Origin of the sequence: Microbulbifer bruguierae, assembly GCF_029869925.1 — a bacterium.
Lineage (GTDB): Bacteria > Pseudomonadota > Gammaproteobacteria > Pseudomonadales > Cellvibrionaceae > Microbulbifer > Microbulbifer bruguierae.
The window spans coordinates 2917919-2941899 of record NZ_CP118605.1 but is presented as its reverse complement, the minus strand read 5'-3'; the positions used below and the strand labels follow the sequence as shown (position 1 = coordinate 2941899).

The 23981-nt window shown below is 57.4% G+C and carries 20 protein-coding genes; 11 read left to right on the top strand and 9 right to left on the bottom strand.

What is annotated here, in order from left to right; all coding sequences use genetic code 11:
• Positions 1–23 precede the first annotated feature (23 nt).
• Positions 24–1241, bottom strand: a complete 1218-nt coding sequence (locus PVT68_RS12310; RefSeq protein ID WP_280318468.1) for a TIGR03032 family protein — start codon at positions 1239–1241, stop codon at positions 24–26.
• A gap of 242 nt (positions 1242–1483) precedes the next feature.
• The gene (locus PVT68_RS12305) at positions 1484–3313 is read right to left on the bottom strand and encodes a choice-of-anchor tandem repeat GloVer-containing protein (protein WP_280318466.1); all 1830 of its coding nucleotides are present in this window, start codon (positions 3311–3313) and stop codon (positions 1484–1486) included.
• Positions 3314–4294: 981 nt separating this feature from the next.
• Here PVT68_RS12305 and typA point away from each other — a divergent pair.
• Together typA and PVT68_RS12295 are read left to right on the top strand one after the other, a co-directional pair.
• Positions 4295–6103 carry a translational GTPase TypA gene (gene typA, locus PVT68_RS12300; RefSeq protein ID WP_280318464.1) on the top strand — a complete coding sequence of 603 codons (1809 nt, stop codon included), beginning with the start codon at positions 4295–4297 and terminating at the stop codon, positions 6101–6103.
• Positions 6104–6527: 424 nt separating this feature from the next.
• Entirely contained in the window at positions 6528–7046 is a 519-nt protein-coding gene (locus PVT68_RS12295; RefSeq protein WP_280318462.1) for a hypothetical protein, read from the top strand.
• A 137-nt stretch (positions 7047–7183) separates the two neighbouring features.
• Here PVT68_RS12295 and PVT68_RS12290 read toward each other — a convergent pair whose 3' ends face one another.
• Positions 7184–7957, bottom strand: coding sequence for a hypothetical protein (locus PVT68_RS12290; protein ID WP_280318461.1), 774 nt, complete (start codon positions 7955–7957; stop codon positions 7184–7186).
• 96 nt (positions 7958–8053) lie between these two features.
• On the opposite strand from PVT68_RS12290, the gene PVT68_RS12285 reads away from it, so the two are divergent.
• The 7 genes from PVT68_RS12285 (at position 8054) to PVT68_RS12255 (ending at position 17007) form a co-directional block, all read left to right on the top strand.
• Positions 8054–8704, top strand: coding sequence for an RNA polymerase sigma factor (locus tag PVT68_RS12285; protein WP_280318459.1), 651 nt, complete (start codon positions 8054–8056; stop codon positions 8702–8704).
• Complete coding sequence (locus PVT68_RS12280; RefSeq protein WP_280318457.1) at positions 8691–9170, top strand: FecR/PupR family sigma factor regulator; 480 nt, start codon at positions 8691–8693, stop codon at positions 9168–9170. Before PVT68_RS12285 ends, PVT68_RS12280 begins: the two co-directional genes overlap by 14 nt.
• Positions 9171–9284: 114 nt before the next feature.
• Positions 9285–12284 (top strand): TonB-dependent receptor domain-containing protein, encoded by a 3000-nt coding sequence (locus PVT68_RS12275; protein ID WP_280318456.1) that lies wholly within the window; start codon positions 9285–9287, stop codon positions 12282–12284.
• An 81-nt stretch (positions 12285–12365) separates the two neighbouring features.
• Positions 12366–13868 (top strand): SLC13 family permease, encoded by a 1503-nt coding sequence (locus PVT68_RS12270; protein WP_280318454.1) that lies wholly within the window; start codon positions 12366–12368, stop codon positions 13866–13868.
• A gap of 58 nt (positions 13869–13926) precedes the next feature.
• Entirely contained in the window at positions 13927–15360 is a 1434-nt protein-coding gene (locus PVT68_RS12265) for a lyase family protein (protein ID WP_280318452.1), read from the top strand.
• A 234-nt stretch (positions 15361–15594) separates the two neighbouring features.
• Positions 15595–16161, top strand: a complete 567-nt coding sequence (locus PVT68_RS12260) for a porin family protein (RefSeq protein WP_280318450.1) — start codon at positions 15595–15597, stop codon at positions 16159–16161.
• 114 nt (positions 16162–16275) lie between these two features.
• Complete coding sequence (locus PVT68_RS12255) at positions 16276–17007, top strand: sulfite exporter TauE/SafE family protein (protein ID WP_280318448.1); 732 nt, start codon at positions 16276–16278, stop codon at positions 17005–17007.
• A gap of 105 nt (positions 17008–17112) precedes the next feature.
• Here PVT68_RS12255 and PVT68_RS12250 read toward each other — a convergent pair whose 3' ends face one another.
• The 5 genes from PVT68_RS12250 to PVT68_RS12230 all read right to left on the bottom strand — a co-directional run bounded on the left by PVT68_RS12250 (position 17113) and on the right by PVT68_RS12230 (position 20401).
• A complete protein-coding gene (locus tag PVT68_RS12250) occupies positions 17113–17712 on the bottom strand; it encodes a hypothetical protein (RefSeq protein ID WP_280318446.1) in 600 nt (199 codons plus the stop codon).
• 86 nt (positions 17713–17798) lie between these two features.
• Entirely contained in the window at positions 17799–18362 is a 564-nt protein-coding gene (locus PVT68_RS12245; protein ID WP_280318444.1) for a glutathione S-transferase family protein, read from the bottom strand.
• 179 nt (positions 18363–18541) lie between these two features.
• On the bottom strand, positions 18542–18952 hold the full coding sequence (locus tag PVT68_RS12240; RefSeq protein ID WP_280318442.1) for a hypothetical protein: 411 nt from the start codon (positions 18950–18952) through the stop codon (positions 18542–18544).
• A gap of 114 nt (positions 18953–19066) precedes the next feature.
• Entirely contained in the window at positions 19067–19822 is a 756-nt protein-coding gene (locus tag PVT68_RS12235) for a VIT1/CCC1 transporter family protein (RefSeq protein WP_280318440.1), read from the bottom strand.
• A 27-nt stretch (positions 19823–19849) separates the two neighbouring features.
• Positions 19850–20401: a macro domain-containing protein gene (locus PVT68_RS12230; protein WP_280318439.1), complete on the bottom strand. Its 552-nt coding sequence runs from the start codon at positions 20399–20401 to the stop codon at positions 19850–19852.
• 96 nt (positions 20402–20497) lie between these two features.
• On the opposite strand from PVT68_RS12230, the gene PVT68_RS12225 reads away from it, so the two are divergent.
• Complete coding sequence (locus PVT68_RS12225) at positions 20498–21592, top strand: GGDEF domain-containing protein (protein ID WP_280318437.1); 1095 nt, start codon at positions 20498–20500, stop codon at positions 21590–21592.
• A gap of 64 nt (positions 21593–21656) precedes the next feature.
• Here PVT68_RS12225 and PVT68_RS12220 read toward each other — a convergent pair whose 3' ends face one another.
• Positions 21657–22049, bottom strand: coding sequence for an acyl-CoA thioesterase (locus PVT68_RS12220; RefSeq protein WP_280318435.1), 393 nt, complete (start codon positions 22047–22049; stop codon positions 21657–21659).
• A gap of 249 nt (positions 22050–22298) precedes the next feature.
• Between PVT68_RS12220 and PVT68_RS12215 the strand changes: the two genes are divergently transcribed.
• Positions 22299–23978, top strand: a complete 1680-nt coding sequence (locus PVT68_RS12215; protein WP_280318433.1) for an NAD-dependent malic enzyme — start codon at positions 22299–22301, stop codon at positions 23976–23978.
• The last annotated feature ends 3 nt before the right edge of the window (positions 23979–23981 follow it).

The following is a 23981-nucleotide window of genomic DNA, read 5'->3' as shown; positions in this document are numbered from 1 at the left end:
AGATATTTAAACCGCTTCAATATTTAAGCCTGTGCCAGCCCGCTGTCACTGCTACTGGTGGCATCCTCAAAGGTCACCATAGTCAGGTTTTCCTTGCTCTGCTGGCCGATGCCCATGGGACAGCGCACGCCCGGCAATACGGTCAGGTCGAACAGCTCGGTTACCGGGCCATCGAGGCGAATCCAGTGCTCCACGGTACCGCTCTGCAGGTTGATGAACTGCACACCGCACCAGGCTTCGGAATCTTTTTCAGCCAGGTTCTTATCCAGATCCAGTCCCTCGAAACGCTCGTAACGGGGCTTGGACAGGCCGACAATCGCGTAGCCATCGTGAATCGCGAGACCGCGCATAAAGCCCGGGCAGAAGGTGTGGGGCACAAAGCACTTGTTCTCGAAATCCACGGTGCCCAGGTAACCGGTACCGCTGTTCAGCACCCACAGCTTGCCATCCACCCAGCGCGGGGAGTGCGGCATCGACAGGCCTTCGCACACGATCTCATTGGTTTCCACATCGATCACGATGCCGCCGTTGTCACGGCGCTCGCGCCAGCCGTCGATGGTGTCGGACTTGCACACCGCGGTGACGTACTTGGGCTTGCCGTCCACCATCGCCAGACCGTTCAGGTGGCAGCGGTCTTCCGGTACGATCTTGGAGATAAACGGCGGCTTCCAGATAGCTCGGAAGCTGTGAGAGAGGCTCAGTTCCGCCAGGCAGTTGTACTTGGTGTTGACGAAAATAATCTTGCCGTCTTTCTGGATACCCAGCTCGTGGATGTCCACCTCTCCGGTGAACTGCGCGTTGCGCGGCACATAACAGGCATCAAAGATCTTGTTCGCCACCTGCCCCGGCTGCAATACGTTTTCAAAGCGCCACACCTGATACAGGCCGCCCATATAGATGCGCTTGCGGTTGCCGACAATGCCCATGGCGCGCTGGAAGATGCGCTCGTGGAACGACAGCTTGCCGCCGGGCTCGGCACCGACCATGTAGACACGGCCAGACTGATAGGAGGTGAACGCCACCGACAACTGGCGCTGGTGCATCCACTGCGCCAGGCCGGAGGAGCAGGACTTGCGCACAGGCTCGGGTTTCGGCTGTTGCTGCTCGCCCGCGGTCGGCTCGGTCACTTCTGCGCTTTCTGTTGCACCTTCAGCACTTCCCTGATCCTGGTTTTCCATCAGTTGCTCGTCCTGGACATCCGACGGAGTCTCAGTTGCGGCGGTTACGTCTGCGTCACTCATACTTCAGTTCCACTGTGTTACTTCGGGGCGCACGCGGCCAACCCGGTCATTATTCTCATCTGCCAAAAAACCTGACAATGGGAAACTGTAACTCGCCTGAGCGCATAACCGAGCGGCTCGACTGTAACAGTTTGTAGCTTCGCGACAGGCAAATACCAAACTCCCCCGAGGCCCGAAAAATGCCTCCCCGCAGACCGACCGTCCCAAAAGCGGTACTTCTCGCGAGGAGGGTTAGCTGGCAGTTACGGAAGCAGCACGCGGTAGATCAGCCCGTTATCTTCGGTACCACCCTCACGTGACATGCCATAAAGATGCCCGTCACTGCCCTGAGTCAAACCCTCAGTCCAGGCATTTCCATAGTCTTGGAAATACACCAGAGGACTTACATCACCTTCATGGGTCACCCTGATCACCGCACCCTTGGAACCATTACCGGCCGCTGCGGCACCAATGTTTGCGACACCGTAAAGGAATCCGTCTGCCGCCAACACAAGACTGCCATTAGGTGAAGCAATACCACAATTGCAGCCGAGCTCCGGCGTCACCGGATTGAAGGAGCTCAACAGCGAATATTCGCCCTGGGACGTGATTCTGAACACGCCTCCGGCATTGAAAGCCCCACCATATTGAATAAATCCATAGAAATTCCCATCCGCACCTTTCGCGAGTCCGAATTCCTGGTCCAGCGTTGTCAGCTCCTTGTTGAAGGAATGCAACAAGCTGAAGTCACCGGCTTTCGAAATCTTGAATACAGTGCCGCCGTCAAAGGTACCGCCATAACGGGTCATTCCGTACAGGTACCCATCATCTCCCTCTACCAGAGGCCCTGTGGGCGTGCCGCCATTCTCCTTGTCAAATGAAAACAGCGTGGTCAGCGTTCCGTCCGGAGTCAGTTTGTATACGGTACCCTGATATCTCTGAGCCAGAATTCCGTACTGGGCTCCACCGGCAAGGGTGGTGCCATAGAAATTCCCGTCGCTTCCCAAGGTGAGGCGCTCGCGAGGCGACATGCCATTACCGCCCTGAAAGCCCGCCAGGTAGGTCAACTCGCCTTCGAGGCTGATCCTGAACACGGTTCCACCGTTGGTTCCCGACACGCCCCCACTTTGGTAGGTAGTACCGTACAACTGGCAATCGCTGCCCAACACCAACCCGCCCATGGGCTTGGTACCGTAAAGCGCATCGCCGGAAATGTAATTAAACGTATGTAGTCGGGCCAGGGTACCATCGGGCGCGAGACGAAAGACGACACCCTCGCCCGTGTACCCCTGGTATTCAGCGCCGTTATCTGCTGGGACGCCTCCTCGATAAGTCACACCGTAGAAATTTCCATCTGGGCCCTCGACAAGAACGCCTCGGGGGTCTTCTCCGTTTGCACCGGAAGTGTAGGGCGCGGAAGGATCTCTGGTGAATGAAGCCAAATCCATATATAGATCGTTTTGCACCACCGGTGCCCGCCCATCCATGTTGTAGTCCGCACAACTCTTGGCCACGGTGCCAATGCAAGTGACGCTGATTCCGGTAACGTCAGCCGCGCTCACCGCGCCACTGCCTTGTGCGACGGTGCACGCTTGGCCATCCGGTTGCTCGGCGACCGTTACCGAGTAACCTTCACCGTGGACAACGGGGGCGGAAAAGCTGAAGCTGCCATCCGCTTCAACGATCAGGTCATCGCCACCGTTGTTACGCAGAACCAGGGCGCCGACCAGACCTGAGACTGTGCCACCGATCCGGTATTCATTTGCCACAAAATTTGCGGTCAGGCTGCGCTCTGCGCTGAGCGTAAATGTGTATTCAGCAGAGCTGGCAACACCCTCCCCGAATTCCATCCAGTCGACGAACGAATAACCCGCATTGGCAGCAGCCGACACGGTCACGCTACTGCCCGCGTCATAGTTTCCACCACCAGTAACCGTTCCGGCTGCTGCAGGTGATGCACTTACGGATACCTGATATCGCGTAGAGCCACCGCCATCCCCGTCTCCCCCATTATTATCAGAACTGCCGCTGCTGCCGCCCCCACAACCAACCAGCAACAGCGATACCAAAATCATGTAGCCGATATTTTTCATATTTTTATTTGCACTCGAATTGCATTGTTCACGGTAAATGTTTGAGTAAGCTTTCTCTTTTCCAGAAAAGAGATTTCAGGGAAAACCCTTATTTATTGCAGCGCCAGCTCCGGCAACTTCCGTTCGTTGGAGTCACCGAAATCGTCATTGCAAAATAACAGGCACAACCCGGCACATGAGAAGTTGCCGAGAAAATCCGCACAGAACTTGGAGCTGGTGATTCCACGAACAATACCCACAGGGCAATTCGCACCTCTGGACACCATGGCCATATTCGGATTACTTCTGTGCTTCAGAATGAAGTGAAAACCGCACCCCAGCCGCGACCAGCATGAGGGGGGAGAGATAAGTCCGCGACCACTATGGATGCGGCGCGCCTCTTCCTTCGTGCGTGATAAATGCATCACACATTTTTCGCCGATTTATACTATTTGGCGCAAATTGACGCAATATCCCTCATCCGTTTTCTGTATGCCTCATATAGGGACATGTGTGATTTCGAGTCCTAGCTCGGGGCGGGGTAGAACTGGGTGCGGTGCCAATCTCGGCTAAAAGTTTGCCGAGATCGCGACTGAATAGTCCAATGGCCCTTACTGCCTCATTCTGGGATTGGCGAACGTCCGGGAGCCGGTTCGCGAACGTTTCAAAACTTCCTAGACCGCGGCAAAATCGCGACTAGTCATCCAACCTCCTGGCAGTCGCGGGAAACCGGTGCCAAGCCCTCTTTTTATTTTCATTATTACCCGAAGGAAAACCGGTACTAATATGCGCTGCCGATAACATCTATCGGAACGTGACAGCAGCAAATCGCACAAATTTCCGCCAAATCAACTCCCAATTGTCACGGTTCGCCTCTATAATGCGCGCGCTTTGGCCGGATAGCCGCTGTTCCCAATCTCAGCACAGCCCCGCCTGTACCTAATTTTCGCGGTGTGCCCAACTAGTGCACACCCAGTCACGCATTACCCCCAGAGGCCCCCAGTGATAGAGAATTTGCGCAATATTGCGATCATCGCCCACGTTGACCACGGCAAGACCACCCTGGTCGACAAGCTGCTGTCCCAGTCCGGCACCCTGGACCGCCGCAGCGCCGACTCCGAGCGGGTGATGGACTCCAATGATCAGGAAAAAGAGCGCGGCATCACCATCCTGGCCAAGAACACCGCCATCCGCTGGAATGACTACCGCATCAACATCGTCGACACCCCCGGACACGCCGACTTCGGCGGTGAGGTAGAGCGCGTACTGTCCATGGTGGACTCGGTACTGCTGCTGGTGGACGCGGTAGACGGCCCCATGCCGCAGACCCGCTTTGTAACCTCCAAGGCCTTCGAGCAGGGCCTGAACCCGATCGTGGTGATCAACAAGATCGACCGCCCGGGTGCGCGTCCGGACTGGGTCATGGACCAGGTATTCGACCTGTTTGACAGCCTCGGTGCCACTGACGAGCAGCTGGACTTCCCGGTAGTCTACGCTTCCGCCCTGAACGGTATCGCCGGTCTCGACGACACCGATATGGCGGAAGACATGACCCCGCTGTTCCAGATGATCGTCGACAAGGTAAAGCCGCCGCAGGTAGACCGTGAAGGTCCTTTCCAAATGCAGGTCTCTGCGCTGGACTACAACAGCTACGTCGGTGTCATCGGCGTTGGCCGTATCACCCGCGGTACCCTGAAGCCGAACCAGCAGGTCGTGATCCTCGACAGCCAAGGCAAGTCCCGCAAAGCCAAGGTGCTGCAGGTCATGGGTTACCTGGGCCTGGAGCGCGTGGAAGTGGAACAGGCCAGCGCCGGTGACATCGTGTGTATTACCGGTGTGGGTGAGCTGAACATTTCCGACACCTTGTGTAACCCGGAACACCCGGAAGCGCTGCCGGCGCTGTCCGTGGACGAGCCCACCGTAAGCATGACTTTCCAGGTGAACGACTCGCCGTTTGCCGGTAAAGAAGGCAAGTTCGTTACCAGCCGCAACATCAAGGATCGCCTGGAGCAGGAACTAATCCACAACGTGGCACTGCGTGTAGAGCAGGGTGACTCCCCGGACAAATTCAAAGTATCCGGCCGCGGCGAACTGCACCTGTCGGTACTGATCGAATCCATGCGTCGCGAAGGCTTCGAACTGGGTGTATCCCGCCCGGAAGTAGTACAGAAGATCGTCGATGGCGAAGTGCAGGAACCCTACGAGCAGGTAGTGATCGACGTAGAAGAACAGCACCAGGGTCCGATCATGGAAGAGCTGGGTCTGCGTAAAGCTGACCTCACCAACATGGAGCCGGACGGCAAGGGCCGCGTGCGCCTGACCTTTATCGTACCGTCCCGTGGCATGATCGGTTTCCGCAACCAGTTCCTCACCATCACCAGCGGCTCCGGCATCATGACCAGCATCTTCGACCATTACGGTCCGGTGAAGATGGGCGACGTGGCCAAGCGTATCAACGGCGTACTGGTGTCCATGGTCAAGGGCAAAACCCTGGCCTACGGCCTGTTCGCACTGCAAGACCGCGGCCGCCTGTTCCTGGGCCACGGTGAGGAAGTTTACGAAGGCCAGGTAGTCGGCATCCACTCCCGCGGCAATGACCTGGTGGTAAACCCCACCAAGGCCAAGCAGCTCACCAACGTGCGCGCTTCCGGTACCGACGACGCGCTGACCCTGTCACCGCCCATCCGTCACACCCTGGAGCAGGCGCTGGAGTTCATCGAAGACGACGAACTGGTGGAAGTGACCCCGGAAAGCATCCGGATCCGCAAGAAGATCCTGCAGGAAAACATGCGCAAGCGCGCGAAGAAGTAATTTCTTCGCAAGCAATATAAAACGGGGCCAATTGGCCCCGTTTTTTTATGGAGTAAAAAAATGAGCTGTCCTGCGAAAATAATCCTCATTTCTATATGGCTGCTCAAAGCACTACGACCTCCCTTCTTGTTAAGCAGACTTTCATTCCCGCAAAAATAGATTTACTAAAAATAATTCCTAATCCTAAAAAACAGACGATATCCGACACGTTGAGACACGCCCTTTTGGCGCATTGCACGCCATTGCCCACTTATATAAGATCCGGCGCGACGCAGGCTAGTGACAAAACAAAAAGTTGACCAAGCAGTACTTGTAAAACAAAAAATCAATTCCGATCTTTCGATCAAAAAATCCGTACACAAGCCATCTACAAGCACAAAACGATATTTCTGTATTTGAAAAAAATTGGGGGGAAATGCTAAAAATGAACAAGCTAATTACTGGGGTCTTTATATCCTCTATTACTATTGCAACTTCCGGGTGTGGAGCGTTATTACCGGAAGGAGAGGATGGCATGAAGTGGGTTGCTGGAGGGCTTGCGGGCCTTGCCGTTGTAGCTGGCGCCGCAGATGCAGGTATAGATCCGGCCGTAGGCGGGGAGCTAGCGGCACGGGCGACCATGTCGGTAGTCCAGTCAGGGACCAGCCATCAGCCCGCAATGGATTTAGATTCTTTTGCTGACGTACACAGTTTTAGCACCAACAAACAACCAGTGAACAGTGGCAATAGTGAGGTCAACTCTGAAGGTTATCGTCACTACCAATACGCATTCAATTGCGGCTATGGCGAAGAGCGAACAGTCCCGGTCCCCTATAAAACCGAGGAAGGCCTCGCTTTGACAAAGCAATATGCTAAAGCCGCATCTTGTAACCATATCGATGAAATGCAAAGGCTGGCTCAGCACTGCGAATCTTTAAATCGACCACATTGTATTGAACGTTAGTATTTAGAATTACTCAGCCCTGAATTCGGTAAAAAGCAAGCCTCACCTGAGGCTCGCTTTTTCAATGGGATCAGAGTCATTGGTTCTGCGATTCCAGAAACTTCGCTGATTTCCGGTCTCCTCCTCGCCCCGAAACATCAATCCCGCTGCACAATATCCACAAACCGCACTAACGCCTGCAGCAACTGGGAAAACCGTTGCGCTTCGATATCACCCTTTGCTGGTGACAGGTAAGTAGTGTTCACTTCGAACTGGATTGCGGGCGTTTCATAGGCCGCGACAAATTTGGTAATGGTCTGGTTTTTTGTCGCCGCAAAAAAATTGTCGGAAATATTCAGGATGCCTTCATGGCGCAGGCTCTCGACAAGCTGCCGCTGCATATTTTCCTGCCCCAGCAGTGAAGTACCGCCCATAGTGCCCAGATCCACATCGTAGGGACGGAACGGGTGGCTGCCGTGGATATCCAGCACCAGTTTCGGTTCAACCTCGTCGACCAGCTGTTTCAAGGCGCGCTTGAAACCATTGTCGTCGTAGTAATTGGGGTCCGATGGTCCCTCGGCGGTGGTGTAAATGACGTGGGCACCGGTCAGCTCCGCCACCGCGAGCGCGAGCGCCGCGGTGCCGCCGCCATCGGAAAAGCGCCGGTTGCCATCACGCAGTGGGCGCGTGGCGTGCGGTGCGGTGATAACAACGGGAATTCGCCCCGGAATGACTTCAAACCACGGCGCGCCCGCTTCTAGCAGTTCTCCATTTTTTGCATTCAATGCATTTTCAATTTCGATCGCGCGGTACACCGTGCCTGGGGTGACCTGTGCACGTTTGAGTTCTGGATCCGGAAACGTGGGAATGGTCGACTGGGCGACACATCCGCAGAAAAAAATTACCAGCGAGGTAATGATCAGAGTTTTCAAGGTTTGCGGTTTCCTTTTGCGGCAAAGAACGTGCTAAGGTTTTCGGGCCGTAGCAATACACCGGCTTAACGACAAAATAACAACGAATAATTACCCATGTCGAATAGCTTTTTTCCCCAGCTGCGTCTCAGCCTGTTCGCGCCCCGTGGATCCGATCCGCAGGGAGAAGCGCAAATTCTGCAGTTACTGGACCAGATTCACACCGATACCCGCAAGCAGCTGCTGGCCAGTCTGTGCCGTATGCTCGAGCCTGCGCAGGCGGAAGAAGTGCTGCAGGAAGCCTACCTGAAACTGCTGCAGGCGCTGAGGGAAAAACGGGCGCCTGAACCGCGCGCCTTCCTGTTCCGAGTGGCCCGGAACCTTGCCATCAGTCATCTGCGGCACCAGAAAATGGCGTCACAACACGGTGGCCACCTGCAACTGGTGATGTCCCCGGAGCAGAATCACAATGATGTAGAGGACCAGGCCAGCCGGGATCAGGAGCAGGCGTTGCTGATTTCGGCCATCAATGCGCTGCCACCAAAGTGCCGCCAGGTCTTCGTCATGCGCAAAATCGACGGTATGCCCCACAGCCAGATCAGCGCAGTGCTGGGGGTTTCCGCAAAGACCGTGGAAAATCACCTGGCGCGGGGCATGCGCCTGTGTCGCGAGCATATCGTGCAACTGAGAAACACCGGCCGGGGAGCGGAATGCCCATCTCAATCCACCCTCCAACATGAGAAGGATCAAGACGTTGCAGCTGGATGAGTGGCTCTGTATCGGCATTCCCGACGAGGTGATGGACCAGGCCTCAGCCTGGCTGGCGCGCCTGGATGCCGATCACGTCTCGCTGGATGAACGCCAGCGCCTGTCTGTGTGGCTGGATGAAGATCCACTGCACCGCTGGGCATTTGAAGAGCTGTCGCAACTCTATGCCCGCACTGCCACCCTGTCACAAGTGCGGGGACAGATCGATGCGCCCCAGGTATTTCTTTTTCCGCAAACCCCACCGCCGGTTACCGGGGCACCGGCCACCGATGTGTGGCCATCACCGTCGCGCCGGGCCAATTGGCAGGCCATTGCAGTGCTGTTACTGATCGCTGTGGGCCTCGGTTTCGGTATTCACAACCCGGCAACATCCAAGCCTGCGACAGTGCAAAAACACACCCCGCAGCAACATATTCCCCTCAATCAATCTCCCACCCCCACCCGCCCGGGATTCATTAGCGACTGAATTTCCGTTTCCGCTTAGTAGGGGTTTTCCCTGTCTCATGCGTTGTTAAGGGTTAGAGGTACCCCGGCGGTGCTATCCGAGCACTCACAATTAAAAAAATAACAGGTACATACCATGAGCAAAAACGCCATGAGCCTAAAAGCCGATCATAGAACAGCGATATCCCAACCGCGCCTCAAGCGCTCCTTCGGCGCGATGTCAGGTATCGGCCTGATTTCGGGCATGCTGTTGAGCCCGCTGGCCCTGGCCATTCAGGACCAGGCCGCCGGCGACAGCAAGCAAACATCCGCCACAAAGAGTGTCGGTAAAGAGCAGTCACTGGAAGAAGTATCGGTGGTCGGCACCCAGATCAAGGGTGCCAAGATCAATGAAGCTCTGGCCGTATCGGTAATCAGCGCCGACGATATCGAAGTTCTTGGCGTCGACTCCGGCGACGAACTGCTCGCCATGATCCCCGAGAACGGGCAAAACTTTTTCAATGAGGCGGAAACCCTGAGTGGTGGGGTGAATGCGGCGCGCGGTGATATCGGCGCCTTTAACCTGCGCAATCTGGGGACCGGCAACACTCTGGTGCTGCTGAACGGTCGCCGCGTGGTGAACGCCGCGGCCTACCAGACAGAAGAAATCGGCGGCAGTTTTGTGCCGGTGGTAACCGTCAACTCAAACATGCTGCCGACCTCCGGGCTGGCGCGGGTGGAAGTGCTGCGCGACGGCGCCTCCGCCATTTATGGCGCCGATGCGGTAGCCGGGGTGGTGAACAATGTGCTGAAGAGCGATTTCGAGGGCTTCAGCATTTCCTTCAAGCAGACCGAATACGATCACTTCGAACGCGATGCCCAGAACCTGAGCATCGAGTGGGGCGAGACCTTCAACGAGGGCCGCACCAATGTAAGCACTTTCTTCAGCCATTACCGACGGGACCGCATCACCGCTTCCGAGGATTCGCGCTGGGCGAATTCCGATCTGATGGAGCTGGTGCCGGAAGACTCCCCCTGGTACGGCGATACCGCGTTCCGTAACGACAGCGCCAACTCCCTGTACCCGCAGCTGGATATGGTGGACTCGGGCCGTCTCGATGGCATCACCGACGGCAGTGGCGAACTTGAGGTCTACCCGGTGGGCGACGAGCGCTGCGAGTACGCCATCAATGACCAGGTGTGCGGCGCCGTCGACGGCCAGGGCACGGTGCGCTACAACCTCAACGAATTCCGCGATGTGAGCTCGCAACTCGAGCGCAACAACCTGTTCGTGTTTGTGAATCACGACCTGGGCAACGGTATCGAGAGCTTCTCCGAGATCGGTTACTACCGCTCCAGCACCAACAAGCGCGCCCACCCGGCGGCATCCTTCACCGCGTCCAAACTGATCTTTGGCGCCGACAACTACTACAACCCCTGGGGTGTCGACATGACCCTGGACAATTACCGCTTTGCGGAAGTGCCCCGGATCATCGACAACGACGGCGAGAATATCCGTCTGCTGCAAGGCCTGCGCGGCAGCCTGGGCAACTGGGACTGGGATACCGCTGTACTCTGGAACCGCGACGAGAAAAGCGACGTCACCCACAACCGCGTTTCCAACCTGCTGATGCAGGAAGCCCTCAACGATCCTACCGAGGCTGCGTACAACCCGCTGAGCGGGGGCGTGAACAGCAATATCGAGCGCGCTTTGGTCGACGTGCGCCGCGACAGCAAGAGCGAGCTGAAAAGCTTCGACGTGAAATTCTCCAACAACGACCTGTTCAACCTGCCCGCCGGCCCGGTGGCGGCGCTGGCGGGGTTTGAGTACCGCGAGGAGTCCTTCGTGGACGACCGCGACCCCCGTCTCGACGGCACCATCGTGTTCACCGATGCCGATGGCGATACCTATCCCTACGTGTCCGACGTGGTGAACTCCAGCCCGACACCGGACAACCGCGGCGACCGCTCGGTGACCTCCCTGTTCGGCGAACTGCAGGTACCGGTGTTCGACAACTTCGACCTGCAGTTGGCGCTGCGCTACGAGGACTTCTCCGATTTCGGCGATACCACCGTGGGCAAGGTGGCCTTTGGTTACCGCCCGGTTGAATCGCTGTTGCTGCGCGGTTCCTGGTCCGAGGCCTTCCGCGCACCGAACATGGTGACCATCAACGAGGAGATTGTTGCGCGCAACAACACCCGCATTGACTGGGCCTGTGTGTACGCGGCCGAGAACGGCGGCGACCCGGGCCAGGATGTACTGGACTGCGAAAACAATATCCAGCGCATCGCTCAGGGCAGCGTGGACCTTGAAGCGGAGGAGTCCACCAACACGTCCCTGGGTCTGGTGTTCACGCCGATGGATGGCCTGACCATGACCGTGGACTTCTGGAGTATCGAGAAGGAAAACACCATCGGCCTGCTGGGTGAGGAAAACCACACCCTGCTGGATCTCTACTATCGCCTGCAAGCCGGTAACGGCAACTGCGATGGGGTCGGCAACAGTGCGGTTGTGCGCGACGAGGTGGGCCTGGACGAAGCGGCTATCTATGAAGCGGCCGGCATCTGTGCCGCCGGCGACATTGCCTACGTAGAGGACAACTACGCCAACCTGGATACCCGTACCCTCGAGGGCTACGACCTGGGTGTCTACTATGACCTGTCCACCGACTTTGGTGAGTTCAGCCTCAAGTACAACGGCTCACACCTGACCAAATTCGATCAGGAAGCCGGTGGCGATGCCCTGCTGCTGGTGGATGCCCAGGCCAGCGGTGGAATCCCCGGTAACTTCCCGGTGGCGGGCTTCGCCGACCTGATCCAGAAGAACGGCAATCAGAAAGAGCGTCACTCGCTGACCCTGACCTGGCGCTACGACCGCTTCGGCGCATCCCTGGGCGGCTACAGTGTCGGTCGCTTCTATGACGAAGACCTGACCCTGGAAGATGGCACCCGCTACTGGCTGCCATCGATGACCACCTACGACGCCACCGTCGATTACCGCTTCGACTACGCCGGGGCGAGTAACCGCGTGCGCCTGGGTGTGAAAAACCTGACCGACGAACGCGCGCCCCTGGCGGACGGCTACTTCGGCTTCTTCTCCGATGCCCACAGCGACTATGGCCGCTATTACTACCTGAGCCTGAGATCGAGCTTCTAAGCCTTTACCCTGACTGGCCCCCGCCCCGGTAGGACACCGGCGCGGGCGGCACAGCACACCGCGTATTTCGAGATTCTTTCCATGAGCAATACTTCGAGCCCGGCCAGCCTCTCAGCCGAGTCCACCGCCAGGTTGCAGAACCCCAGCTATCAGACGGTGGGTCTGCTGCTGGGGCCGGCACTGTTTGCGCTGATGATGCTGTTCGCCGACGCCCAGACCACCATGAACCCGGTCGCCTGGAAGGTGGCCGCCATCGGCCTGTGGATGGCCGCCTGGTGGGCCACGGAAGCCGTACCGGTTCCGGTGACCGCGCTGCTGCCCATCGCCACCTTCGAACTGGTGGGCATCACCTCCATCAAGGAGGCCGCCGCCCCCTACGCCAACCCCATCATCTACCTGTTTATGGGCGCCTTCGTACTGGCGCTGGCGGTGGAGCGCTGGAACCTGCACAAGCGCATCGCGCTGATGATCCTGAGCCGCACTGGCACCGACGGTCGGCGCATGATCGGCGGGTTTATGCTGGTGGCGGCACTGCTGTCCATGTGGATGACCAACACCTCCACCACCATGATGCTGTTTCCCATCGCCATCTCGGTGACCGCCATCATTGTGGAGCATGTGCAGGGCCTGACCGAGCAGGCCAAATCCCAGTTCCAGACCGCCATGCTGCTGGCACTGGCCTACGCCGCCACCATCGGCGGCCTGGCGACGCTGGTGGGCACCCCGCCCAATGCCCTGCTGGCAGCTTTTATGACCGAGAACTACGGTATCGAGATCGGCTTCGCCCGCTGGATGCTGGTGGGTGTGCCGGTGGCCGCCATCCTGCTGCCGGCGGGCTGGTTACTGCTCACCCGCTGGATATACCGGGTGGAGATCCCCGAGAGCGCGGAAGTGAAGACTCACCTGCGAGAACTGCAAGCCGAACTGGGGCCCATCTCGCGCCCGGAAGCGCGGGTGGCCAGCATATTTGCACTGGTAGTGCTGGCGTGGATGCTGCGCCGGCCGCTGTCGTCGGCGCTGGGGCTGGAGGGGCTTTCCGACGCGGGGATCGCCATGATTGCGGCACTGTTGCTGTTCCTGATGCCCAGTGGTGACCACAAGCAGCCGCACCTGATGACCTGGCACGATGTAGGCCGACTGCCCTGGGGCGTGCTGATCCTGTTTGGCGGCGGCCTCAGCCTGGCGGCTCAGGTATCCGAATCCGGCCTCGCCGCCTGGCTCGGCGAAAGCCTGTCACTGGTATCGGCAATCGGTGTGGTTGCGCTGGTGATCGCCGCCACCGCACTGGTGATCTTTCTCACCGAACTCACCAGCAACCTCGCCACCACCGCCACCTTCCTGCCGGCGGTGGCCGCGATTGCCGTGCAGGCGGACATTTCGCCACTGCTGCTGTGCGTACCCGTCACCCTCGCTGCCAGCTGCGCCTTTATGCTGCCGGTGGCCACACCACCCAATGCCATCGTGTACGCCTCCGGCCTGCTGACCATTCCGCAGATGGTGCGCGCCGGTATCGCGCTGAACCTGTTCGGCCTGGTGGTGCTGACCCTGGTCGCGATTCAGTGGGCGCCGCGCCTCTTGAACTGAAGGCCGTCAAACCATACCGAAAATTCGTATCCTTCGGACATAGGAAACCCTATTCACCATGGCGATCATCCGTACCCTGCTCATCGGCGGCGCACTGCTCTGGCTGACCAGTGCCGCCACCGCGAGTACAAAATCCGCGAGCACCAAACCAGACACCCTTTCGGTCGACGAAATTTTCTCTGCGGAATACCAAACCCAGAAGGTCCTCGATATCGAAGCCGCGCTCGCCTCTGCGCAGGCGGAGGAGGGCATGATTCCCCGGTGGGCGGCGAAAGAACTACGGGAAAAGGCCCATGTCCGCTACGTGAGTCAGCAGGACCTGGCACAGGAATACGACAAGGTGCGGCACCGCATGGTGGCGCTGCTCAACGTCTGGCAGCGCGCGCTGGACCCCCGCGCCGCCGAATACATGCACTATGGCGCTACCACCGTGGATATCTACGATACCGCCCTGGTGCTGCAGCTAAGCGCGGCTACCCGCACCTTGATAGCCCAGATGCGGGAGCTTGAAACCATCATGATGCGGCTGGCGGAAGAGCAAAAAAGCACCGTTATGGTGGGGCGTACCCTGGGGCAACACGCGCTGCCAATCACCTTCGGCAAAAAAGTCAGCGGCTGGCTGGGCGAAAACCGCCGCAATATCGAACGCCTCAAACAGGTCTATGCCCGTTTGCAGCACTCCGGCATTTTGAAAGGTGCAGTGGGCAGTTATGTCGGTCTCGGCGAACAGGGCATGGCGGTGGAAAAAAACTTTGCCCGGCAGCTTGGCCTGCAGGCGCCTTACCCGGACGACTGGCACGGCGCCCGCGACGTGATTGCGGAGTACGCCTATATTCTCGCGGCAATCAGCAAATCCTACGGGCGTATCGGCAACGAACTATTTCTGCTGCAGATGTCGGACATTGGCGAAACCGAGGAACAGCGGGTAAGCACCGCCGTGGGCAGCAGCACCATGCCCCACAAGAAAAACCCCAGTAAATCCGAAGCGCTGGTTTTCCACGCCCGCCGCATTCCCCGCACCGCCGAAGTCATCACCGACGATATGGTTAACGTGTTTGAACGGGACAACACCTCCCACACCAACCGCCTGCTCGCAGAAATTTCTCTCGATTTTTCCGACATGCTGGAGACCGCCAGAAAATTACTGAGCAACCTGAAAGTGAATCCGTCGGCGATGGCGGAAAACCTGAACAAAACCAACGGTATGATCATGTCCCAGCGGGTCACCTTCGCACTGGCGGAAAAGCTCGGTAAAACCACCGCCAATACACGCCTGCATGAACTCGCGCTGGAGGCGACAGAAACCGGTATCGGGCTGCGCGCTGCCATCGAGCAAAGTGAAGATCTTGGCAATCTGTTTACCGCTAACGAACTGGATCGGCTGTTTGACCCCAGTACCTACACCGGCCTCGCCGAGCAGCAGGTTACCGCCGTGATCGCCTATTGTGAAACCGCGCGTGCAGCGGATATTCGCCAGGGTTTTACGCGGTAATTGCAGATAGAGTCAGCGCTTCTGGACTTTTCCTGCAGGAAGACTCGGCAGGAAAATATGCGCAAGCACGCGAAAAATCATTCTCCAACTCGAAACGGGCCAGATGGCCCGTTTTTTATATTCCCCTGCGTTTCGGACACCACCAACCGCAGGTTCGCGCGTGCCTAATGCCCCAAAACCTGACAAAATCCCGCCCCCTGAAATACCCAAAAGCTAAAAAGAATGGAATTACCTATGAAAGCTTCCGCAATCAAGCTTGCTTCGGCAGTACTGGGCGCGCTTTGCCTGTCCGCTCCGCTACAGGCACAGCAAAATTTTTCTGACGACGCTGGTTTTTATATCGGCGGTGGCATTTTCAGTGCGGCCAACTCCGACTGCAGCGAGTGCGAATACACTGGCCAAGCCCTTGAGATCGGTTACGACTTCAACGACATCGTTGGTGTCGAAGTCAAATACGCCTCCGGCGAGAGCGACTATGATGACGAGTTGAATATCCAGTATGTCGGCGCCAACATTGGCCACGACTTCAACACCGGCTGGTTCCGGCTCTATGGCAAAGTCGGCCTCGGCAGTATCGAGGAAACATTCACTTACCAGGGCGGCTGCTACGACTATTACTACTGCGTCCCTACGTATACCGAATCTTACACCAGCACCGGCACAACCTTGGGTATCGGCGCCCGCTTTACCCTGTCCGGCACCGCATCCGGGCTTTATCTCAAGGCTGAAACCATGGGCGTAGCCTACGAAGACGAATCTGTAGGTGTCGCATTTCTCCTGGGCACTGGCTACCGATTCTAAATCCGTTCAATGAGGTCAAAGTCATTGAATCTGGCCTCATTCATACCACACCGTCATACCATCCCGCCGGTCATTAAATTTATAGTAGACCTATCGCAACGCTGAGCGCGGCCAATGACCTACTTCCTTCTGATTGTCGCAACCCTGATTACCAGCCTCACCTCCGGCGTACTCAGTATGGCCGGCGGTTCGATTTTGATGGGGATTTTCGGATTTTTTCTTTCAGTACCCGCAGCAATGGTTTTGCACGGAGTTACTCAGGCGGCGTCCAACGGTTCGCGTATCTGGCTACACCGGCGACATGTGCAGTGGAATGTTTTTTTGCCCTACACAGCCGGTTCGCTGCTGATCCTGTTGCTGTTTCTGATACTGACGTTTGTTCCCAGCAAGGGAGTGATGTTCCTGTTGATCGGCAGCTTTCCGTTTATCGCGCTGTTGATACCCAATAAAATGGCTCCGGATATCCGCCGTAAACCGGTCGCATTTGTGGCCGGTCTGCTGGTAACAACGGCGCAAATGCTGGCCGGGGTTTCCGGGCCGGTGCTGGATCTGTTCTACGTAAAGAGCTCTCTCACCCGACATCAAATCATTGGGACCAAGGCGATCACCCAGACCCTTGGGCATGTGATCAAGCTCGGTTACTACGCCATGTTTCTGAATCTGTCGATCTCACTGCCGCAATGGCTGTTTTTTGCCGTGGTTCCGGCAGCGATCTTCGGCAATGTGATGGGAAAAATACTGCTGGTGCATATACACGATCACCATTTCAAGCGCATTGGCAGCGCGGTAATACTGCTGGTTAGTAGTGTGTATATCGCCAAGGGATTACAGGAACTATTGAGCTAGCTCAACATCCCAACTTGTTTCGATTTTTTCGCAACGTTTTCTACCGTAAATTGACCACAGAACACTCCCGCCAGCGACGATAAATTTCCATTGGTGTTCTACTTTTTAAGATAAAGCCCAATCAGGTTCTACAAATCCAACGTAGAGTCCAAAGATAACCAGGCCCCAAAGCAGAGCCCCCATAGCCAGCCAGATAAAATTAGCCGGGGTAAAATTGGCATTGCTGCTCGCCTGCGGGTCATTGCAGGCAATATTCGCGGCCATCTGCACGCGATACAGGCACCATATCACGATCGGGAACAAGCCTAGGGAAATCAGATCGATTACCGTTATTTCATCCGAATAGTTGGCGAATCGCTCTGCCAAGCGACTCACTATAGTCGACACTACATAAACCGTTGCCAACAGCCCGGGCGACCAGGAGAATTTTTTATTTTCCACCTGCAGGCTGGCATCAATCTTTCCGAAGAGTGAGTGGGCAAAAAATATGGAAAAAATGGCACGCATAACCGGCCACATACTTTCTTTGTGGCAGATGCGGTAATTCTTCCAGTGCCGGTAAAACCAGTAAAGTTCATACCAACCCAGTGTGACGATCATCAGAGCCAGAAATTTTGGGCCGGACACCACATAAAACTCGTGTTCGACCACCTCGACCTCAGATTCCAGGTCGGCCTCAGGAGCCTGATAAATATCGTCGCTCATTTTTATTATTCCTTTTCTAGGAAATATCCATAGCGCTGAAACTTCGGATAAATGTCTTGCTTGTCGCTATTTTGTTTTCGTAGCGGTTACGCTGCTGGCGGCGCGGTCGCAACGAAAACCGGGTCCTTTCCGGCAATTTCCAGCAGCTGTTGCAGATTGGCATGAGACGCAATGGAAAACCGGTTGCGGAACTGCCCCCAGGCTGCAGCGACCGCCACGCGGTAATCCGCATCGCTCAAATCACCGGAGGTGGGTAGCGTTACGGAATCAAGCTCCTTGAGCACCAATTCGACACGTTGTTGCTGGCGACGGGTGTATTTATTGGTATCGATATCAATACCACTGCGCTCCAGCAGGAACAGATTGATCGCTGCATCCAGCAGAGTGTTGGCAAGGCAGTAGCGGTCAAGATCCTGCACATCGGGAATAAATGATTGGTCGGATTTCTCACGCACATATTTAATAATCGGTGTGGAGTCGGTCAGCTTCCGTTCACCATCTTCCAGAAAAGGGACGCGCAACGTCGGAGTACCCGGGTTTTCGCTGGTGTGGATATCCAGCTCCACCATTTCCCAGTCGAGTCCGGACTGCATCAGGGCGATACGACAATGGCGCACGAAAGGCGACGTGTAGCTGCCAAATAATTTCATACGGCGATTATTCCTGTTGGGTAATTCTACGAATCGAAAGCGTCGACATCGTTGAAACACGGTGGGGCGCACCGGCCACCAGCTTCCTCGATGAAACACCGTTCAGAGCAAGCTAGCTTTATGCCGTTGCAAAATCAATGACTCTGATCCCGGCGGTCACTGAGTGATATTTGGGAGGATCAGGTCGTGGTGGCGAGAGCCTGGGCCAGGCCGGGATTGTCTTCAGGAAGGGCAAGCTTGCGGGAGCGGACTTCGCCCGACAACTCGCTGGCAACGCGACGCCAGGCGCGCTCGGCAAATTGGGCCAGCTCGGGATCGCCGTCGGAGGCGCTGCGCAGGGAATTCAGCTGGGCCAGGAGGTGGCCGTAGGTGGAGAGGGCCTCAGGATGTCGGCCCTGACGAAAATAGAGATCCGCCAGGTTCTGATTGCTGACCGACAGCATTGCCACCGCAGCCTCCCGATCCTGCCACTGCGAAACAAACTGGGCGGCGCGGCGGGCGGCATCGATATACAGCTGCTCGGCATCGGCATGGCGTCCCTCGCTATAGGCGCAGTTGGCCGCTGCGACGGTTTCCTTCCACTGGTCCACGGGCCTATCCTATTGAATTTGGCGAATGATAATGGATGTCAACCCCAAAATAATCCGTGACCCGGCGGCGTGCTGTCAAGGGGCTAAACCCGTAGAAGTCCGGCAGTTTCACCACTAAATGGCGCCAAATGCCCGCTGCATTCCATTGCCGACGAGATACGCTACCGCTGCCGCACAACCACCCAGCAATAATGTCTTCATCCCTGCACGCAATGGAGAGCTGTGATAGATCCAGCCTTTCACCAAACCTATGGAAAAAAACACCAGGGCTGCCAGCAGGCTACTGACGATAAACTGGCGGGAAAAATCCAGCGCTGGAACAAGAAACGGCAGCAGTGGAATGGCGCCGACCACAATAAACGCAATAAATGTCCACCAGGCCGAGGCCAGCGGGTCGGGGGGCGTACCGCTGAGTCCGTACTCTTCCGTCAGCATGGTATCGATCCACAAGCCGCGGTTGGCGGTTACCGTATCGACGATATGTTCCAGGTTTTGTCCGCTAAATCCCTTGTTGGCAAATATCTGCCGGATTTCTTCGCGCTCCCCTTCGGGGACCAGGTGGATATGCTCCTCTTCGATACGTCGGGCGTTGTCGGCAAAGCGCTGCTGCGCGTTGACCGCTTCGTAGTTACTCACCGCCATGCTGATGCCGTCCGCCAGCAGGTTGGCCAGGCCCAAGGCGAGCACTACCAGTGGCGAAAGCCCTGCGCCGAAGGCGCCGGAAGCGATGGCGAAGGTGGTAATACAGCCGTCGATTCCCCCCAGCACCATGTCCGACAGGCGCTGGGGCCGCGGTGTTTCTGCGAGCCGCCGCGCAATATTCTCCGGCCGGTGTTCACGCTGTAATTGCCGGCGTTTGGAAGCGTTCATCGCAGATATCCGTGGGTTTGTGGCAAGTTATCGGCGGCCAAAAAAACGCGCGTCGACTTGGCGCCATTCGGCCAGTGCGGCGGGGCTGTGCAGACAGACGGTGAGTGTCTCGAAGTCGTCCTGTGCCTCGCGCAGTACTTCGAGCCCCTGGTGCGCGGCGATCTGGTGGGGAAAGCGGTTGGTGCCGGCGCCCAGGGCCGGGAACAGCAGCCGGCGCATCCCATGCGCCCGGGCCAGGGCCAGGACGCTGCGGTAGCAGCAGCGCAATTGGGCCACGGCCTCAGCGCCCCACTGGTCGCCGCTGCTCCACTGGGGGGTTACCGTATGCAGCAGGTAGCTCACCGCCAACCCCGGTGCACCGGTAAGGCGCGCCTCTCCCACGGCACATTCCGGCTGTTGTAAGCACTCACTGACTAACGCTTTTCCGGCGCGGTCATAGATCTGCGCCGACAGTCCACGCCCGCGAATAAGGTGTTTATGTGCCGGACACACCAATCCGTCACCCTGCAAATTGAGAATGTCATCACAAATTAGTTGCAACTTTGCCATGGTGACCTCCGCGCCAAAACCGTTCGCCATTACTATAGACCCCTGGCTGCAAACACATCAGCGCAGACAGGGTATTGCGGCCCAGGGATACGGTCGAAACAACAATCTCTAAAAATCATAGAGAACATGGACATTACTGCAGAACACACTTTCAACAAGAGTGGCCGCGAGGCCGACTTCGTAGACCCGATCGCCCAGGTACATGGCCTGGAGCTGCGCCGCCGCATCCAGGCTTCTGGCTATATGCTGATTTTCGCGCTGGCGATTACTGGCGTTATGGGCGTGATTGCGCTGATGGCTGCGGATCTGTTTCTCGCCACCACCCTGTTCTGCGTGACCGGGGTGATTCTGCTGTCGTATATCGGCGTCAATATTGCCGGCCCCAGCCGCAAGACCCCGGCACTGGTGGGCCTGCTGCTGTTGGTGCTGTACTTCTATCTGCTGCTCTCCGGCGGGGTGAACAATACCGGGCTGATGTGGGCGGTGATGCTGGTGCCCGGGTTTATCAATCTCTACGGCTACAAATGGGGCACGGTGACTCTCGGCTTTGTCGGCGGGGCCACCGCACTGATCCTGTTTTACCCGGACTTCCCCGGCCTGCTGGCGTACTACGACAATACCCACCGTGCGCGGTTTGTGGCCATTTTCGGTGCGCTTACGGCGCTCACGGCGATTCTCGATAGCAGCCGGCACCAGACCCAGCAGATGCTGCACAGGCTCACCGCAGAGCTGCAGAACCATGCCTCGACCGACGCTCTCACCGGCCTGGCCAACCGCCGTGAAGCTTATAAGGCCATCAGTGAAATGGAGCGCCGCAACCTGGAGCTGGCCGGACGCTATACCGTGCTGATTGGCGACCTGGACAGTTTCAAGGCGATCAACGACACCTTTGGCCACTGTTTCGGCGACCGTGTACTGCAGGACGTGGCTGCGGTACTGAAGGAAAATACCCGCGCCGACGATGTCGTGGCGCGCTGGGGTGGAGAGGAATTCCTGATTCTGCTGCGCAACACCGACCTGCACGGCGGCGAGGTTCTGGCGGAAAAGCTGCGGCAAAAAGTCGAGGCTCTGACGCGGAATTACCAGGAAGACGTGCGTATCTCCATCAGTTTTGGGGTCGCCGAAGGCGACCACCAGGCCCACGGCCAGACTCTGGCCGAGGCCGATGCCCGCATGTACCGCGCCAAGCACGACGGGCGCAATCTGGTGGTTGCCCGCTGAGGGCCGGACCCGACTTGGTTGAGACAGGAAACTGTTGTTGTCGCAAGTCGTTGATTACGCGGAATCAGTTCACCAGGTGCTTTTCCAGCTCGGCACGGGTCTGCTGTGGAATCGGCGCTTTGGTCTGGTTTTCGTAGTCGAAGTGCACCATCACGCAGTCACCCTGCGCAACCAGCTGATCCTTTTGCCATACCTCCTGGTGAATGGTCAGCGAGGTATTGCCCACCGCGCGCAGTGAAGTGCGGATCTCCACCGGGGAATACAGGTAGATCTGGGCTACGAAATCCACATCCATCTTCTTCAGAATCAGATTCCACTTGTTCAGCGACAGGTCCGGGTTGAACAGCTTGAATATGGGTGTGCGGCCCTGCTCGAACCACACCGGAACCACGGTGTTGTTGATATGCCCGAGGGCGTCGGTTTCGCTAAAGCGCGGCTCTACCTGATAAGTGAACATACAAATCCTCGATTTCTGAATACTGCTGCCGCATTTAACCAGTGTTGACTGGGTTCGACCACCGCCTACACCGCAGCAACAAGCTGCCAGCCAACCCGGCCGAATTGCTGGGCAATTTTGCCAATGCCAAAGACAGAGGCGGTCAATACCACGTAAAATCCCCGGCTCTGATCCGCTACCCTTGCAGTAGCCCATCTATACGTACAATGCCGTACAAAAATCCCCAATTCGTTGCCCTAATTCGTAGATATGAGCCAGAAAGACAAGCGCCCTTTATACATACCCCATGCCGGTCCGTCCCTGCTGGAAATCCCTCTGCTCAACAAGGGCAGCGCCTTTTCCCTGCAAGAGCGCATTGAATTCAATCTGATCGGCCTGCTGCCGAACAATGTGGAATCTATCAGTGAGCAGGTGCGTCGCGCCTACCACCAGTACCAGCAGTGCCGCACGGATCTCGAGCGCCACATCTACCTGCGTGCGATTCAGGACGACAACGAGACGTTGTTTTTCCGCCTTATCGAGCAGCACATCGAGGAGATGCTGCCGATCATCTACACCCCCACCGTGGGCGCCGCCTGTGAGGAATTCTCCAATATCTACCGCAATCACCGCGGCCTGTTTGTGTCCTACCCGGACCGCAAATACATGGACGACATTCTGCGCAGCGCCACCAAGGAAAATGTGAAAGTCATCGTCGTCACCGATGGTGAACGCATCCTCGGCCTCGGCGACCAGGGCATCGGCGGTATGGGTATTCCGATCGGTAAACTCTCGCTGTACACCGCCTGCGGCGGCATCAGCCCGGCGTACACCCTGCCGGTGATGTTGGACGTCGGCACCAACAACCGCGCCCTGCTGAATGACCCCATGTATATGGGCTGGCGCAACGAGCGTATTTCCCAGGAGGAGTACGACGAGTTCCTGGCGGAGTTTATCGCTGCCGTGAAACGCCGCTGGCCCCGGGTGCTGGTGCAGTTCGAGGACTTCGCCCAGACCAATGCGATGCCGCTGCTGAACCGCTATCGCGACGAGATCTGCTGCTTCAATGACGATATTCAGGGCACTGCTGCGGTGGCTCTGGGCACCATGCTGGCGGCCTGCAAGGCGAAAGACGAGAAACTGTCGAAGCAGAAGGTACTGGTGGTAGGGGCGGGCTCCGCGGGCTGTGGCATTGCCGAGCAGGTGGTGGCAGCCATGGTGAACGACGGTGTATCGGAGTCCAAGGCCCGCAGCCGGATCTTCATGTTCGACCGCTACGGCCTGGTCACCAGCGACATGAAGAACCTGCACGACTTCCAGGCCAGGCTGGCGCAAAGCCCGGAAAAATACCCCGAGGCTGCAGAGTGGGACCTGCAGATGCTGATCGAACAGGTGAAACCCTCGATACTCATTGGTGTCTCCGGCCAGGGCAGCCTGTTCAGCCAGCCGGTGATCGAGGCCCTGCACAAGGGCTGCAAACGCCCGCTGGTGATGCCGCTGTCCAACCCTACCTCCCGTGCCGAAGCCACGCCCCAGGAAGTACTGGAGTGGACCAACGGCGCCGCCATGGTGGCAACCGGCAGCCCCTTCGAGCCCGTTGAACTGGACGGCAAAAAGTACCCCATTGCCCAGTGCAACAACGTGTACATTTTCCCCGGTATCGGCCTCGGTGTGATCGCCGCCGGCGCCAACCGGGTTACCGACAACATGCTGATGGCCGCGTCCAATGCGCTGGCGGAAAACGCGCCCGTCGTGAAGAAGGGCAGTGGTGCGCTGCTGCCATCGCTGTCGAATATTCGCGAAGTGGGCAAGGCCATCGCCATGGCGGTGGGCAAGCAGGCGCAGGAAGACGGTGTGGCACCGGGTATCAGCCTGGAAAAACTCGAAAAGAATATCGAGAAGAATTTCTGGGCGCCCAATTACCGCCGCTATCGCCGCCGGGCTTTCTGATTT